Raw genomic sequence first — 15,909 nt, 5'->3', positions numbered from 1 at the left:
AAATAGATACAAATTTCCATATTCGGGAGTGGCTGACTTCCAGCCATGATCATTTTGTACATACTATTTAAAACGTACCCTTGGATCCACAATGGCCACGCATATGTCAGACAGGATATTGCCCAGCATGAAAAGAAGAGAGGAGATAACCAGAATTCCCATGACCATGGGGTAGTCCCTGTCCACAACCGATTCGTACCCTAAAAGCCCCATACCATTGATATTAAAGACTTTTTCAATGAGAAACGAGCCCATGAGAATAACGGAGATATTATTTCCAAAATGCGTTGCGATTGGAATCAGGCTGTTTCGCAATGCATGACGAAAAATCGCCTGTCTAAAGGATAAACCCTTGGCGATGGCGGTTCTGACATAATCTGCAGAAAGGGTATCCATCAAAGTGTTTTTCATGAGAAGTGTCATCACTGTGAATGACCCTATTACATAGGAGAGCAGAGGAAGTATGGTATGCCACACTACATCCTTTACTTTTTCCATGGGAGTCATGAGTACAAAAAGATCTGATGTAAGTCCGCCAAGGGGAAAGATATCATGTTTCGAAGCAAAAAGTACAAGAAAAATAACCCCGGCAACCCAGCCTGGAATGGCATATCCTGTAAAAATTATAATTGAACTTAGATTATCAAACCCGCTTTTGTGGTAAATTGCCTTGGCAATACCAAGGGGAATACAGACGCCGTAAACCATAATCAGGGTCAGAAGTCCAAAATAGAGTGATATTGGAATCCTTTCTCTTATGGTTTGCCATACAGGATCATAGTATCTTGTTGATGTGCCAAGATCCCATTTGAGTACCTTTAAAAGCCACAGATAGTAGCTTTCAAGTATCGGTTTATCAAACCCGTAGTAGGCTTTAAGTCGTTCAATCTGCTCCTCAGAAAGAGGTTGTCCCGCTCCTGCACGGCTTTCGTCAGAAAGGCCGCCTCCGCCGCCTGTATTTCCCATGGCCTGCATCTGTCTTGCGTTTGCAATTATCCGTTCCACAGGGCCGCCCGGCACAAACCTTGTAATAGCAAACACCATTACCGTTATACCGATGAATGTTGGTATTATCAACAGAAGACGTCTGATAAAGTATGCTGTCATAAGGCTTAAGATTCTTGTTGTGAGGGGTAATCTTCTGTGGTGGCCATTCCCTCTCCATTAGTGAAGAGGGAGTTTGGGAAACGATTTCAGACTTAATTCATTAGAAAAAATCAAAGATCATATACAGAATTAAGGGCAGCTTCAAGATGTTCCGGTTTTGTCCCTCCGGCCTGGGCCATATCTGGTCTGCCACCGCCGCCACCACCAACAATGGCAGCAGCTTTTTTTACAATATTTCCGGCATGGAATCTGTCTGTTATATCCTTTGTGACAACGCATATCAAAAGGGCCTTGCCTCCTGATTCCGCTCCAAGAAGTACCACGCCGGAACCTATTTTTGCCTTGAACTTGTCAGCAAGATCACGCATCTGTGAAGGATTGTCAATCTCAACCTGTTTTGACAAAACTTTGACGCCATTGATCTCTTTTATCTCTGAATCAATGCTTTCAACGGATTTAGAGGCAATCTTAGCTTTAAGGGAAATGATCTCCTTGTCTGCTGCTTTTTTATCGGAAATCATGGCTTCGACCTTTGAGAGTACCCCATCTTTGGGGCATTTTAAAAGGTTTGCCGTTGATTGAAGCTGGCTTATGCTCTCCTGAATGTGTTCAATTGCTTTTCCACCGGTCAGAGCTTCAATGCGTCTTACGCCTGAGGCAATACCTGCTTCTGACACAATCTGGAACACCCCAATGTTACCTGTGCGGCTTGTATGTGTACCACCGCACAGTTCACGGCTGAATTCTCCCATTGAGACAACCCTTACATGATCTCCGTATTTCTCTTCAAAAAGGGCAGTTGCCCCTGATTTTACAGCATCATCCATACTCATCTCAACTGTTGCCAGGGGAACATTTTCACGGATTCGGGCGTTGACATAGAGTTCTATGGCTGCGATCTCTTCCTTTGTTATGGCAGAAAAATGAGTAAAATCAAATCTTAATCTGTCACATGTCACAAGGGAACCTGCCTGTTTTACGTGGTCACCAAGCACTGATCTGAGGGCAGCATGCAGAATATGGGTAGCTGAATGGTTAAGTGCTGTTGCCGAACGGTTTTCAGCATCCACCTTCATAAGAAGTGTGTCGCCTTTTTTGACACTGCCTTCTTCCACAACACCTTTATGGATGCGGATACCTGTGGGATCAGAAATGGTCTCATTAATTTTTATTGTAAAACTGTCACCTGATGAGAGGGAGGGAAGTGCAACACCACAATCTCCGGCCTGGCCTCCTGATTCAGCATAAAAAGGAGTCCTTTCAGTAACAAATTCGATCTCATCGCCTGTAATAGCAATTTCAGTCTCTTTGCCATCCCTTACAATTAGTATGACAGGAGATTGGGTTTCCAGCTCATCATATCCTGTAAACCCTGTTTTGACACCCTGGGAGGTAAGGGTTTTGAATGCCTCTGCCACACCTGAAAATGTTTTGGAGCTTTTAGATCTTGCCTTCTGGGCATCCATTGCACGGTCATATCCTTCCATATCAAGTGCAATGTCGGTTCCCTTTAAAATATCTGTGATAATATCAACCGGAAAACCATATGTATCATAGAGTCTGAATATTACATCTCCTGAGATGATTTTATCTGGCGAATCCTGCTCCTGAAGTTTATCAATTGTTTCTTTAAGAAGTTTCAGTCCCACATCAAGGGTTTCGGAAAATTTAATCTCTTCATTTTTAACTACATTGAGTATAAAAGCTGCTGAATCCTTAAGCTCAGGGTATGCTTCATCCATCATATCAAAGACAGTTGCCACTGTCTCATGGAGAAATGACTGTGTAAGGCCGATGTAGCGTCCATAACGGATTGCCCGCCTCATGATTCTTCGCAGCACATAGCCCCTGCCTTCGTTTGATGGCAGGATTCCATCACATATAAGAAAGGCAGCCGCTCTGCTGTGGTCGGCAATGACCTTCATGGCAACTTCTGTTTCACGGGAGTCTGACTTTTTTTTGCCTGACAGAAGCTCAACCTTTTCCATAATGGGGATAAAAAGATCTGTCTCATAGTTTGTGGGGACATTCTGGAGAACAGATACAATTCTTTCCAGCCCAAGCCCTGTGTCAATGCTTGGTTTGGGAAGAGGTGTCATTTTTCCTGTTTCATCCCTTTCAAACTGCATGAATACAAGGTTCCACAGCTCAAGGTAGCGGTCACACTCACACCCGACAGCACAGTCAGGACTGTCGCAGCCATATTCAGGGCCGCGGTCAATGTGAATTTCGCTGCACGGGCCACATGGACCTGTGTCACCCATTGCCCAGAAGTTATCATCTTCTCCAAGTCTCACAATACGGCTTTCAGGAACACCTATGTGATCTCTCCATAAGTTATATGCTTCATCATCATCCTGAAAGACAGAGACCCAAAGCTTTTCCGGATCAAGGCCATAACCTTTGGTAAGAAGGTTCCAGCCGTGTTCCATGGCCTTTTCCTTGAAATAATCCCCAAAGGAGAAATTTCCGAGCATTTCAAAAAAGGTATGGTGACGGGCTGTATAGCCGACATTTTCAAGATCATTGTGTTTTCCGCCGGCACGCACGCATTTCTGGGCAGTTACAGCGGTGGAATAGTCCCTTTTTTCATCTCCGGTAAACACTCTTTTGAATTGTACCATGCCGGCATTGGTGAACAAAAGGGTAGGATCATCCTGGGGTACAAGAGACGAGCTTCTTACCACCTGATGATCATGTTTTTTGAAGTATTCAATAAATTTTCTGCGTGCTTCCTTACCTGTCATCTTTTACTCCTGAATGCCCGCTTTCCCAGTCAAAACTAAGCTGTACAAAGCGGGAATCAAATTTCATGGCCAAATTACCCAAACGAGGATCAGTTTTTTTTAATAACTGAAGAATATGGGGATCAACTTTCCTTTGCACCTGATTTCGCGTGGAATCAGAATTATCATTTCAAGATTCCGGTTCTGTCGCTCCCTTAACTGGTGTCACACTCTCTTTACCTGGTGGCATTTTGTCAGCAATGCCAAGCTGCTCCCTAACCTTAGCCTCAATCTTTTCATAAATCTGGGGATTATCAGCAAAAAAGGTCTTAACATTTTGTCTTCCCTGACCCATGCGCTCTCCTTCATATGAGTACCATGCACCGCTTTTTTCAATGATGTTAAGGTCAACTCCCATGTCCAGCAGATCCCCGGTTTTAGAAATGCCCTCTCCATACATTATATCAAATTCAACACTTTTAAATGGTGGGGCAAGTTTGTTTTTAACAACATTAACCTTGGTTCTGTTACCCATTACATCCTGACCCTCCTTGATGGCTGTAGCCCTTCTGATCTCAATGCGTATGGATGCATAGAATTTCAGGGCGTTACCGCCGGTTGTGGTCTCGGGATTTCCATATACAACGCCGATTTTCATGCGGATCTGATTTATAAAAATAACTGTTGTATTAGTTTTTGACATTGTGGCTGTAAGTTTTCGCAATGCCTGGGACATAAGCCTTGCCTGAAGGCCCATATGGGAATCACCCATCTCTCCTTCAATTTCTGCCCTTGGTACAAGGGCTGCCACAGAGTCAATGATCATTACATCCACAGCACCGCTTCTTACAAGCATATCCGCAATTTCAAGTGCCTGTTCTCCTGTATCAGGCTGGGAAATCAGAAGTTCATCACAATCAACTCCCAACTTTCTGGCATAGGAGACATCAAGTGCGTGCTCTGCATCAATAAATGCCGCAACTCCACCTTTTTTCTGTGCCTCTGCCACTGCATGGAGGGCAAGGGTTGTTTTTCCGGATGATTCAGGGCCATATATTTCAATAACCCTGCCACGGGGATATCCCCCGATACCAAGAGCCTTGTCAAGAGCCAGGGAACCTGAATGAATCACAGGTACAGCCTGAACAGGGCGTGATCCCAGCTTCATGATTGAACCTTTGCCAAATTGTCGTTCTATCTGACTCATTGCAGATTGAAGAGCTTTATCCTTTTCTGTGGCATCTACCATATATTTTATCTCCTAAAAGGTTGTGGCCGAGTAAGGCCATCTTAAATCATAAAGTTTGTTTTCAGGGAGCAATCTTTTTATATGAAAGTCTCAGTAAGTGGCTGTTTTTAAAACGACTTTCATCTCTTCGATTGTGGCGGCTATCCGCCATGTACGTTTATAAGAAAGTCCCCGTCTTTTAAGGCTCTAAAGGACTTTCATGATTCGTTGTGGCAGATGGATCTGCCATGGCCGTTTATATGAAAGTCTCGGTAACAGGCTGTTTTAAAAACGACTTTCATCCCTTCGATTGTGGCGGTAATCCGCCATGTACGTTATTACATATGCAAAGACTTCTTGTATCAAAAAAGTTCTCTTAATACAAGAGCATACCAAGCTTTCTATGTTAGTGTTGCTGCCATAATTTCTCTGTAAACTTCATGCAGAGGAATATTTTTTTCATGTGCTATTTTATGACAGATATCATATTCAGGCACAATACGAACAGCTCCTGAAGGCTCTTTAATCTCTTTTGCAGCAATTTTTCCAAAAACAGTTTCAACATCTATGGTGCATCTTTCAAGAAAGGCTCTGTTAACAATATCAAAACGTACACCGGTGGTGGTTGTTTCAGTGAGTATCACATGAATCATACTATCAAGAGACTCTTTTTTACAGATCACTTCAATACGGTTTCCAGGTCTGTTTTTTTTCATCTGGGCAGGAGTCCATGAGACATCAAGTGCTCCTGATACAAAAAGCTTTTCCATAAGAAACCCATAAACTTCGGGGTTCATGTCATCAATAATGGTTGTGAGAACACAAACCTTTTCATAAAAAATATACTCGTTTTCTATTGCTTTTGGTGCAGGTTTGCGTCCGGTTATTATGCGCAGCAGATTGGGAAGGCCGCTTTTTGACTCATATGTTCCTGAGCCATAACCACTTCCGGCAATCACCATGTCAGGAATGTCTCCAAATGATGATGCAAGGGTGGTGATTATGGCGGCACCTGTGGGGGTTACCATCTCAAATGCATTGCCTGATGCTTTAACAGGAACGCCTTCAAGAATTTTAATGGTGGCAGGAGCAGGTACTGGTATTGCACCGTGGCTGCATGTAACACTTCCATTTCCAAGGGGTATCATTGATGCATAAACCTCTTGAATACCAAGGTACTCCATGCAGAGGAAAGTGCCCACAATATCAACAATGGCATCCACTCCTCCGACTTCATGAAAATGGATTTTTTCAAGGGGTACCCCGTGGATTGCAGATTCAGCCACTGCAATTTTTTTAAATGCTGCAACAGACGAAGATATTACATATTCAGAAAAAGGTGCATTAAAAATCAGGGATTTAATCTGTTCAAAATTCCTTGAATGGGAGTGGCTGGAAGCCTCGCTTGCATACTCTTTTTCTAATTTATCCAATCTTTGCAATTCATCCAGGGTATGGGAATGGTGGGATTCATCAACAAAGAGCTTTACAGCAGAAATACCGTTACGGATTACATCCTCTCTCCTTATTTTAACGCCTAAAAGTGGAATTTTTTCAAATTGCCGGTTAAGCCACTCTGCAGGAACCCCAAGGGATAGACATGCTCCAAGGGTCATATCTCCACTTATACCGGAAAACATATCAAAATAGGCAATCATTGTGTCAGACATTGTCACTTCCGGATGCATGAAGTTTCAGGATTTCAAGAATAAGCCTGACGCTGTTTTCCATATCTTTTAGGGTTATTGACTCCCTGACAGTATGAACATCGGTCATGCCTGTGCCAAGTACACCTGTTACAACACCTTTGCCAAAAAAGATGTTTGCATCTGCTCCGCCGCCAATGGCTTTACATTCAAGTTTTTTCCCAAGATTTGCAGCAGCACGCTGTGCCAGGGTAACCACCACATGATTGTCAGCAATATAGGTTGCCGGAAAATCCTCCTTAATGTCAATGTCAACTTTTGGCAGAAGATCATTTTTCTCTTTTCTTAACATCTCAACTGTCTTATTAAAAACATCGCACACGTTTTGTGTGACTCTCTCAAGTTTTGCCTCGTCGTGACTTCTGGCCTCACCATGAAGTGTAACAAGATCCGGAACAATATTGGTGGCTTTTCCGCCTTGGATTTTTCCTATGTTACAGGTTGTTTCAAAATCAATTCGGCCAAGCTCCAGTTGGGATATTGCCTTTGCTGCAACAGCAATGGCGTTGATTCCCTTTTCAGGGGAAGCTCCAGCATGGGCATCCTTGCCATGAACATTAATGGTAAAGTGCTTTGCAGATGGAGCACGGGTTACAATTCCTTCAGTATCAGTTGAATCAAGAATATAGCCAATTTTTGCATTAATCAGGGAGAGATCAAAATTTTTGGCTCCAAGCAAACCTATCTCTTCGCAAACTGTAAATACAATTTCAACAGGTGGGTATGGAAGGTTGTTTTCAAGTATGACATCCATCACTTCAAGTATTATAACAAGTGCTGATTTGTCATCTGAGCCAAGTATTGTAGTGCCGTCGCTTCTGAAAACCCCATCCTTAAACTGCACCTTCACCCCTCTACCAGGCTCGACTGTATCCATATGACCTGAGAGAAGAACAGGGGCAACATCTGTGTTTCCCTTAAATCTGGCCACAAGATTTCCGCAATTGCCGCCAACACTTTCAGCAGCATTATCCATAAAAACCTCTGCACCCATTTCTTTTAGTATCTTTTTGAGAAGCTGTGCTATTTCTGCCTCTTCCTTGGATACAGAGTCAATCTGTGCAAATTTTGTAAATCTTTCTATAATTCTGTCGCTGTTGATCATTAAAAGCCCTCTTTTTAATTGATGGAATCCGCCACTGCAATCTTGCATGTGCAATGGAATGCAGAGTAAATGGAATTGCAGTTAATAACAGAGTAAATTATCTTATACACCAAATTTTGAACTATCACAAAGGCAGAATAGGGTCAATTTTTAGAAATAGAGAGTAAACCTTGAATGAACCTTTAATGATGTCCGATTCCGGTCGTCTCCGTGAAAGAAAATAGTGGGGTTGGGAATTTCACGGTAAACAGACATGAATGATTACGTATCAATCACCCCCAAATATAAAAATGATAGTCATTTTCACGGTAAACGGTCATGGCCGGCGTTCAGCCACCCCCGAATATGGAAATTTGTATCTATTTCCACGGTAAACGGACATGGCTGCGACTCAGCCACCCCCGAATATGAAAATTTGTATCCATTTTCACGGTAAACGGTCATGGCTGCCATCCAGCCACCCCCGAATATGAAAATTTGTATCTATTTCCACGGTAAAAGATTGAGAGCCTGTTTAAAAAACATTTGGCTCTTAAAGAAAAAACATTTGGCTTTTAAAGAAAAAACATTTGGCTTTTAAAGAAAAAACATTTGGCTTTTAAAGAAAAAATATTTGGCTCTTAAAGGCAAATGGGAAATGGCAATTTTTATTGAATTCACTGTTGACAAAAATTGAAAAAATATATAGGAGGTACCTTTACGTTCTGAATTTACCCCATGGAAGTGCGCGGCTCACTGGTGGGGCCCTCGGACTTCAAATCCGATGTGGGGCGCTAAAACCGTCCCGGGTGGGTTCGATTCCCATGCACTTCCGCCAAATTCTTTTTTATTTCGAGTAGTTAAAATCCATATATTCGTGGTAGTTTGTGGCAGTTCATGCTAGTTTATGGCAGTTTGTGGCAGTTCATGGCAGTTTTTTTTCTGCTGCCACGTAACCACGGTTGTGTTTTTCATATACTGCTTTTCTGATCAACTTCCATTAGATATCCACCATCCCCCAATTTTTATTCCACCATAGCTTCCACTTCTCAAAAAAAATAAAATCAAAAGTTGGACTTTTCGATAGCCCAGACTTACCATAGTTAATTGAGTATGTGTATAATTTTTAATCTTGTTTTATTTTTGTTTTCAGCTTCAACGGCTCTTTCCAATAACGGCTCTTTCCAATGCCCTTTTTTTTGAAGTCATCAAACAGTTCCTGCTTCCACTGGATTCTTTAAGCTTTTTTAGCTTCCTTTAATGCTGCCTTGGCCTCTTTCACCCTCTCTTTTGCTTTTACAACTTCATCTTTTATTGCTTGCATGATCATATCCTTTCATATATATAGTTGATATTACACTATAATATCTTTATCAAGCACATGATTATTACCGTTTCAAAGAGATGGTTTGATTATGTCGAAACACATATGGTACATTTTTTAATTGTTTACTCATAAAGTATGACTTGGCTTGATTGAAAATCATAAATGAATCTAATTGATTATCAAAAAGGAATGAATGACAAACTTTCAACCTAAAATATACTCTGGTGAAATAGTAGCAGGTGCTTTGCTTGTGGAAGAGAGCCGTAAAATTGCACGTCTGCTTATTGATGATGTCGATACTCAAGAGTGGCGTCAGGCGATTGTCATCGACAATATCCTACAAAAAAGAAGCCCTGAAGCTGCAAGAAGGCAGGCCCGTTTGATCAAAGCAAGACTATCTCTCATGACTAAAGACTTGTGGAAAATGATTGTGGAAGGCTCATCGGAAACTGCATCCCAGGCACTGCTTTCTGCATCCATAAAACACAGCAGGCTTGTGGGAGACTTCATGGATACCATCCTCCGTCAACATTGGCTTACCTTTACCAAACAGATCACAACTGCTGACTGGAAGGATTACCTTGATGAGTGTGCTCAAATCGAACCCCATGTAGAATCATGGAAACCATCGACCCGTTCCAAGCTCAAACAGATTGTTTTCAGAATGCTGTCGGAAGCAGGCTATATTGACAATACCAAGACCTGCAAGTTGACTCCGGTGTCATTGTCCCCTCAAATTAGAGGATATCTGGTAAAAAACGATGAATCATACGTATTGAGATGCATGGAAATCTCATTATAGCCAGGGCCAAGCGTTTGTCATCATTATGCACAGACATAGATCTCTCAATGGATATCAATTGGTTCATACAAAAAAGTAAGGGAGTGAAATGGCCCCATTTAAAGACCGTTTGAATAAAATTTTAGATCGTTTAACTTCCGATGAGTTGCTGTCCAATTCAGGACTCGGCAATGAAATCGGATTTTATATTTTTGACTATCCAGCAGAAAATGAACTTGAAATGAGAGAACACATCCAGTTTCTCTTGAGCCAGCTCCCCAAAAGAAAACCCGACATCCGCCTCCAGCACATCAACCTGTTTGAACTGATTGTGGAGTACCTGAAAAATAGAAAACTGTTGGATCGGGTTTTGGATATTCAGCAGAAGAAAGGGAATGACGCGGTACTGAAAGCAATCAAAGGCCCCTTAGATGCAAAGAAGATAGCAAAAGAGTTTGTTGATCTGGCTAAACCGGAAGAGCAGGATCTTGTCCTTGTGTCTGGTGTTGGAAGTGCTTACCCCATGCTGAGAAGTCATAACGTGCTGGGCAACCTCCACCATTTAATGGGGGACACCCCTCTGGTATTGTTCTACCCTGGGATATTTACCGGGCAGGGACTCAGTCTTTTCGGAAAATTGAAAGAATCAAACTACTACAGGGCCTTTCAATTGGTTCCACAATGATGGTTTACTTGATGATTTTCGGCCTGATTTTATAAAAAATAACTTCATACGGATGGAATACGGTATCATTATCTCGAAGGAAACATAACTATGCAGATTCAGAGTATTTTCAAGAAGAACATCTCACGCCCCATAAACGGGGTTGTTAAAGCTGATCAGTTAGATGAATCCATTGTATGGCAGGAATTGGACGAATATGTCGTGACCCGGGAGCTGGACATACACTTTAGAGCATTCATGGCAGCTTATCTTGCTGCAATGGATAATCCCAACGATCCCGTCATAGCCAGTCGAATGGCCGTCTGGATCTCCGGTTTCTTTGGGTCGGGCAAGTCACATTTCCTGAAAATTTTGTCCTATCTCTTGGGTAACAAAGCAGCCCGGTGTCCCGATACCGGAAATGAAAAAAGGGCAGTGGAGTTTTTTACGGAAAAGATCAACGACCCCATGATTCTGGCCGACATCAAACGATTGGGCAGTTTCTCCGCAGATGTGATTCTGTTCAACATTGACAGTCGAGCGGATGCATCCAATGACAGAGCCGCCATTCTTTCCGTTTTCTGGAGACTCTTCAATGAATCCCTCGGGTTTTCTTCAGACTCGCTTCCCCTTGCAGAGATCGAAAGGTACCTTACTAAAAAAGGGCAATATGAAGCGTTTAAAGAGAAGTTCAAAGAGATTTACGGATCACCATGGGAAGAAGAGCGGGATGCCTATACACTGCTTCAGGATGAGATTGTAGAAGCACTATCTATTGTCCTTGATAAAAAACCGGAAGCCACAAGGGAGTGGTTTGAAAAAAATGAGGAACACTTTACCCAGACCGTTGAAAATTTTGCAAAGCAGGTAAAAGAGTATTTAGATACAAAGCCCCAAAACCATCGGTTGATCTTTCTGGTGGATGAAATCGGTCAGTTCATTGGAAGCGATACCCATCTGATGCTGAACCTCCAGACCATTGTGGAAGATTTAGGAAGGGTTTGTGGAGGTCGAGCATGGGTCATGGTGACATCCCAGGAAGATATCGACGCCATTATCGGAGATATCAAATCCACCAAGGCCAATGATTTTTCCAAGATCCAGGGACGTTTCAACACCAGACTCTCCCTGTCCAGTGCCAATACTGATGAGGTGATCCAGGCCCGTCTCTTGGAAAAACAGGATAGTGCCGCGTTCGAACTGAAAGATCTCTTTCTCGATAAAGGAGATATTCTCAAAAGCCAACTCAGTTTTACCCATGATACCACCACCCTCAAGAACTTTTCCACCAAAGAGGATTTTGTAAGTAATTACCCCTTTACCCCCTACCACTTCCAATTGGTTCAGAAGATATTTGAATCCATCCGTAAAGCAGGGGCCACCGGACTTCATTTGAGTCGTGGGGAGCGTTCCATGTTGGATGCGTTCCAATCCGCAGCAATGAACGTTTCCCAAAATGAAACCACCACGTTGGTGCCGCTCCATGCGTTCTTTCCCTGCATCGAAAGCTTTCTGGATACATCGGTGAAACGAAGCATTGAACAGGCAAAAGAGAACAAAGGGTTAAAGCCGCCATTTGATATTCAGATTCTCCAGACCCTTTTTCTCATCCGGTATGTGGATATCATCAAACCCAATGTGGATAACCTTGTCACCCTCTCCATTGATCAGGTGGATGCGGACAGGATTGTTCTGAAGCAAAATATTGATGACGCATTGCTGCGACTTGAAAAAGAGAACCTCATCAGCAGAAATGGAGATCTCTACTTCTTCCTGACCAATGAGGAGCGGGAAGTGTCAAGGGAAATCAAGAGCATTGAAATTCATTTCCATGCTGAAACCGATCTTCTGGCAAACATCATCTTTGAGGAGATATTAAAGGGTAAGACCAAACACAAATATATTCCCTTTAAACGCGACTATCCATTCAATCGAATCTGCGATGACAAACCCTACAAAGGAAAACTTGATTATGATCTCACCCTTGAAATCATCAGCCCCATGCATGATGAGTACACGGTTTTCAATTCCGGCAGATGCTCCATGCACAGTGCAGACAGCGATGGAACGGTTCTAATAAAGCTGGATAACGATCAAGCTCTTTTCTCCGACATCCGCACGTACATTCAGACGGAAAAATACATTAAAGATAAAAGCGATGCTGCGGCATCCACCAGTTTGAAGCAGATACTAAGGGATCTGTCTGATGAAAACAGGAACAGAAAAGAGAGACTCACCTCCAAAGTGGATGACTTGATTCAGGGTGCTGAGTTTTATACCCTTGGAAAATCATTTTACTGCCCGGAAAGATCCCATACTTCCCGGGCATCCGCCAGTTCAGTCAAGGTTATCGACAGTGTGTTTGATCATCTGATCCAAAATATTTTTAATAAGTACAGCTATCTTTCCACGGTACATGACGATCCCGTAAAAGAGATCAAACAGATTCTTCTCTCAGACCATATTGCCCAGGAAGAGCTGATTGGATTTACCCAAAAGGATTATCAGGATGTCAAAGAGCTGGGTACCTATATCCAGCTAAAAACGGCAACCAATAAAGCCATTGTGCTGGATGAACTGGTCAAACACTTTTCCAGACGCCCATATGGATGGCCGGAATTTCAGGTGGTGGTGCTTATTTCCAAGCTCTTCATGGCCGGAACCATAAATCTGCTCCTTGATAAAAACAAAATCAGGTCCAAGGATGCGATTCCGCTTCTGACTAAAACCCCACAGTGGAAGCATGTTCAAATTCTGGAAAAACCCATTGTCTCGTCAGCAGAGATAAAAAAGGCACAGAGCATTGGAAAAGAGCTGTTCGGAAATCTTGCCCCGGATGGTCAGGATAAAATCAGTGACTATATCAAAACCGGATTGAAAGAGTGGAGGCTTCCACTGACGACCTACAAAACCCTTGCAGACACGGGAAATTATCCGGGGAAAAATGAGATTGATAAATGTTTGCAGTCCATCAACAGCATCCTTGATATCCATGATTCCTTTGAGGTAATCAAATCCTTTATCCAGAAGAAAGATGATCTTTTGGATGCACAGGAAGATTTCCAGGATCTACAGGATTTTTATTCACACCAAAAAGAGACATGGGAGACGCTTCTAAAGGCTCTTGATCGTTTTAAACCCAACCGATTCGCCATAGAAAAAGACTTTGACGCTAATAAAGCATTTAAGGAACTGTGCAGCATTGCATCCTCACCAAGCCCCTATCTGATGCTCAAGAGTGTCAGTGGGCTGATCTCAATTGTGGATAAGGTCAACACCGAGCAGGTTGATGATCATCAAAAAGAAGTTCTTGATGAAATTGATTATAAAATCGGGCACGTCATGAACTTATTGAATGAAAACAGTGCAGATGATGACTTCAGAAACAGGATACTATTCCCGCTCCAGAACTCCAAAAAGAAGATTGCCGGAGAGTTCAGCATCCCGCAGATTGCATACAGTGTAAGAGAAGTTCAGGAACTGTATGAAGATGCTTTGATTGAGATTGAAGATAAGTTCAGAAAAAAGGATGATCCACCACCTCCCCCAAAAGAGACAAAATCTATCAAGCTTTCCAATCTAAATAAAAAAGCACATCTTAACAGTGAAGAGGATGTCAATACGTTTATCGAAACTGTCAGATCTGAGTTGCTTAAGGCAATTCATGAGAATTTTAAAGTAAGGGTTCAGTGAAGCAAATGAAAATGGTTTACAAAGATTTTCTAAATGCAGCACGTAAGCATGAATATACTTGTCAGGTATTGATCAAGAAGTTCTCAAACTATACTGCAATTGGGATGCAATTATTCGCTATTCATGCACATTAAGTGTGACTGAGAAACGACATTATGTCTCATTCTATGAAACAGCCAAAATAATTCATAAAGAAATATTTTTAAATACAAGAGGTTAATATCATGCTGATCATTTTTGAAAAATTGCGAGCCATCGAGAAAGAACTGTCGGCGTTAAAGGATCGGCATCAAATCTCAGAATATCGATTAATACTGAAATTAAATATGTCGGCAACCCTTTACATTGTTTCTGAGACATTCACTATAAATGATTTTAATAAGTTAACCGAAAAAGAAAAAATAGATATCGATTTTGAACTCATTTCTCCAGAGGACTTTGAAGACGATGAGTATTACAAATCTCTTTTTGAACGGACAACCCCCCTTGATCTGGGCTTAAGAAGAAGTCTGTCAAACATAATTGATGATGACGGTGAGACAAGAAGAGTGGTGTCATGCCCCATTGTCTCATTTTACAGCTATAAAGGGGGGGTGGGACGTACCACAGCCCTGGCATTGTTTGCATCCTATTATGCGACCCATTATGGAAAAAAAGTTTTCATCATTGACTGTGATTTTGAGGCCCCGGGTTTAATAAATTATTTTGATGTGAGTAACGAAGATATCCCCAGAAATGGTATTGTCGAGTATCTAAAAGATAAAGAGGGGCTTGGTGATCAAGTAAACCTTCAGGAAGGTTATACCTACGAAATTTCAAAAAAATATTCCGGTGACGGTGAAATCCATCTGCTGCCTGCGGGTAATATTTTTGACGAACAAAGCAGATTGGACTATCTTGAAGCACTGGCTCGCCTCGATATTCACAGCACATCAACCATTGTGGATCAGTTTCTGGACACAATTAAAAATATCAATAAATACTTCTCTCCAGATCTCATATTGATTGATTCAAGAACCGGTTTCAATGATATTTTCGGCATCATTGCAAACCGGCTTTCAACTACTGTTGTGGGCTTTTTTGGAAATAATATTCAGAACAGTCCGGGAATGCACTTTTTTATCAATAGATTGCTCAAAAAAAGAAGAGAAGTTGACCTGATTCTTGTCCTCTCCATTATATCTTCCTCTTTCAGCAGTGCCTTGAATTCATTTAACAGGGAAATTGAGACATACATCCAAAACAACATTGAGGATGACCTGGAAACTCTCCCTGCCTTAGCTGCATTCTCCCTTGCAAGGTATCCAAGCCTGGAGAAAATCGGAACAGAAGATGAAGATTCCGATGATTTTATCAGTATTGTAAATAAAAAAATGTTCCATGATTACAACGAGCTGTTTGAAAAATTGGTAAACTGCATAGGTCGTTATGAAAATCTGAACGCCATAGAAACAGATACACTGAATAACGTCCATGTCAGGCCATCCGACACAACAAAGAATGAAAGGACTCAAACTGCGGACTGTGAATTCTTTCATATAAAACCCTCCCTTTCACACAACACTGAAGAGAAGATGACAAAAGGCTTGACCT

The 15,909-nt window shown here is 42.0% G+C and carries 9 protein-coding genes and 1 tRNA gene; 5 read left to right on the top strand and 5 right to left on the bottom strand.

The window, feature by feature from the left end:
* Positions 1 to 63: 63 nt before the first annotated feature.
* The 5 genes from MTBBW1_RS03750 to MTBBW1_RS03730 form a co-directional block, all read right to left on the bottom strand.
* Positions 64 to 1,107 (bottom strand): ABC transporter permease subunit, encoded by a 1,044-nt coding sequence (locus tag MTBBW1_RS03750; protein ID WP_080799307.1) that lies wholly within the window; start codon positions 1,105 to 1,107, stop codon positions 64 to 66.
* Between the two features lie 110 nt (positions 1,108 to 1,217).
* Positions 1,218 to 3,854 (bottom strand): alanine--tRNA ligase, encoded by a 2,637-nt coding sequence (alaS, locus tag MTBBW1_RS03745; protein ID WP_080799304.1) that lies wholly within the window; start codon positions 3,852 to 3,854, stop codon positions 1,218 to 1,220.
* Positions 3,855 to 4,023: 169 nt separating this feature from the next.
* A complete protein-coding gene (recA, locus tag MTBBW1_RS03740; protein ID WP_080799302.1) occupies positions 4,024 to 5,082 on the bottom strand; it encodes a recombinase RecA in 1,059 nt (352 codons plus the stop codon).
* Between the two features lie 380 nt (positions 5,083 to 5,462).
* Positions 5,463 to 6,731 (bottom strand): nickel pincer cofactor biosynthesis protein LarC, encoded by a 1,269-nt coding sequence (larC, locus tag MTBBW1_RS03735; protein WP_245809232.1) that lies wholly within the window; start codon positions 6,729 to 6,731, stop codon positions 5,463 to 5,465.
* Positions 6,724 to 7,872 carry a M20/M25/M40 family metallo-hydrolase gene (locus MTBBW1_RS03730; protein WP_080799299.1) on the bottom strand — a complete coding sequence of 383 codons (1,149 nt, stop codon included), beginning with the start codon at positions 7,870 to 7,872 and terminating at the stop codon, positions 6,724 to 6,726. Before MTBBW1_RS03730 ends, larC begins: the two co-directional genes overlap by 8 nt.
* A 719-nt stretch (positions 7,873 to 8,591) precedes the next feature.
* Between MTBBW1_RS03730 and MTBBW1_RS03725 the strand changes: the two genes are divergently transcribed.
* The 5 genes from MTBBW1_RS03725 to MTBBW1_RS03705 form a co-directional block, all read left to right on the top strand.
* A tRNA-Sec gene (locus tag MTBBW1_RS03725) sits at positions 8,592 to 8,689 on the top strand.
* A 682-nt stretch (positions 8,690 to 9,371) separates the two neighbouring features.
* Positions 9,372 to 9,980, top strand: a complete 609-nt coding sequence (locus tag MTBBW1_RS03720; RefSeq protein WP_080799297.1) for a DUF1819 family protein — start codon at positions 9,372 to 9,374, stop codon at positions 9,978 to 9,980.
* 88 nt (positions 9,981 to 10,068) lie between these two features.
* Positions 10,069 to 10,644, top strand: a complete 576-nt coding sequence (locus tag MTBBW1_RS03715) for a DUF1788 domain-containing protein (RefSeq protein ID WP_080799295.1) — start codon at positions 10,069 to 10,071, stop codon at positions 10,642 to 10,644.
* A gap of 90 nt (positions 10,645 to 10,734) precedes the next feature.
* Positions 10,735 to 14,316 (top strand): BREX system P-loop protein BrxC, encoded by a 3,582-nt coding sequence (brxC, locus tag MTBBW1_RS03710; RefSeq protein WP_080799293.1) that lies wholly within the window; start codon positions 10,735 to 10,737, stop codon positions 14,314 to 14,316.
* 224 nt (positions 14,317 to 14,540) lie between these two features.
* The coding region (locus MTBBW1_RS03705) for a KGGVGR-motif variant AAA ATPase (RefSeq protein ID WP_145980996.1) at positions 14,541 to 15,909 on the top strand (1,369 nt) is incomplete at its 3' end.

It is taken from the genome of Desulfamplus magnetovallimortis (genome assembly GCF_900170035.1).
GTDB classification, from domain to species: domain Bacteria; phylum Desulfobacterota; class Desulfobacteria; order Desulfobacterales; family Desulfobacteraceae; genus Desulfamplus; species Desulfamplus magnetovallimortis.
The sequence above is the reverse complement of the archived record's forward strand: the minus strand, read 5'-3'. Positions and strand labels throughout refer to the sequence as shown.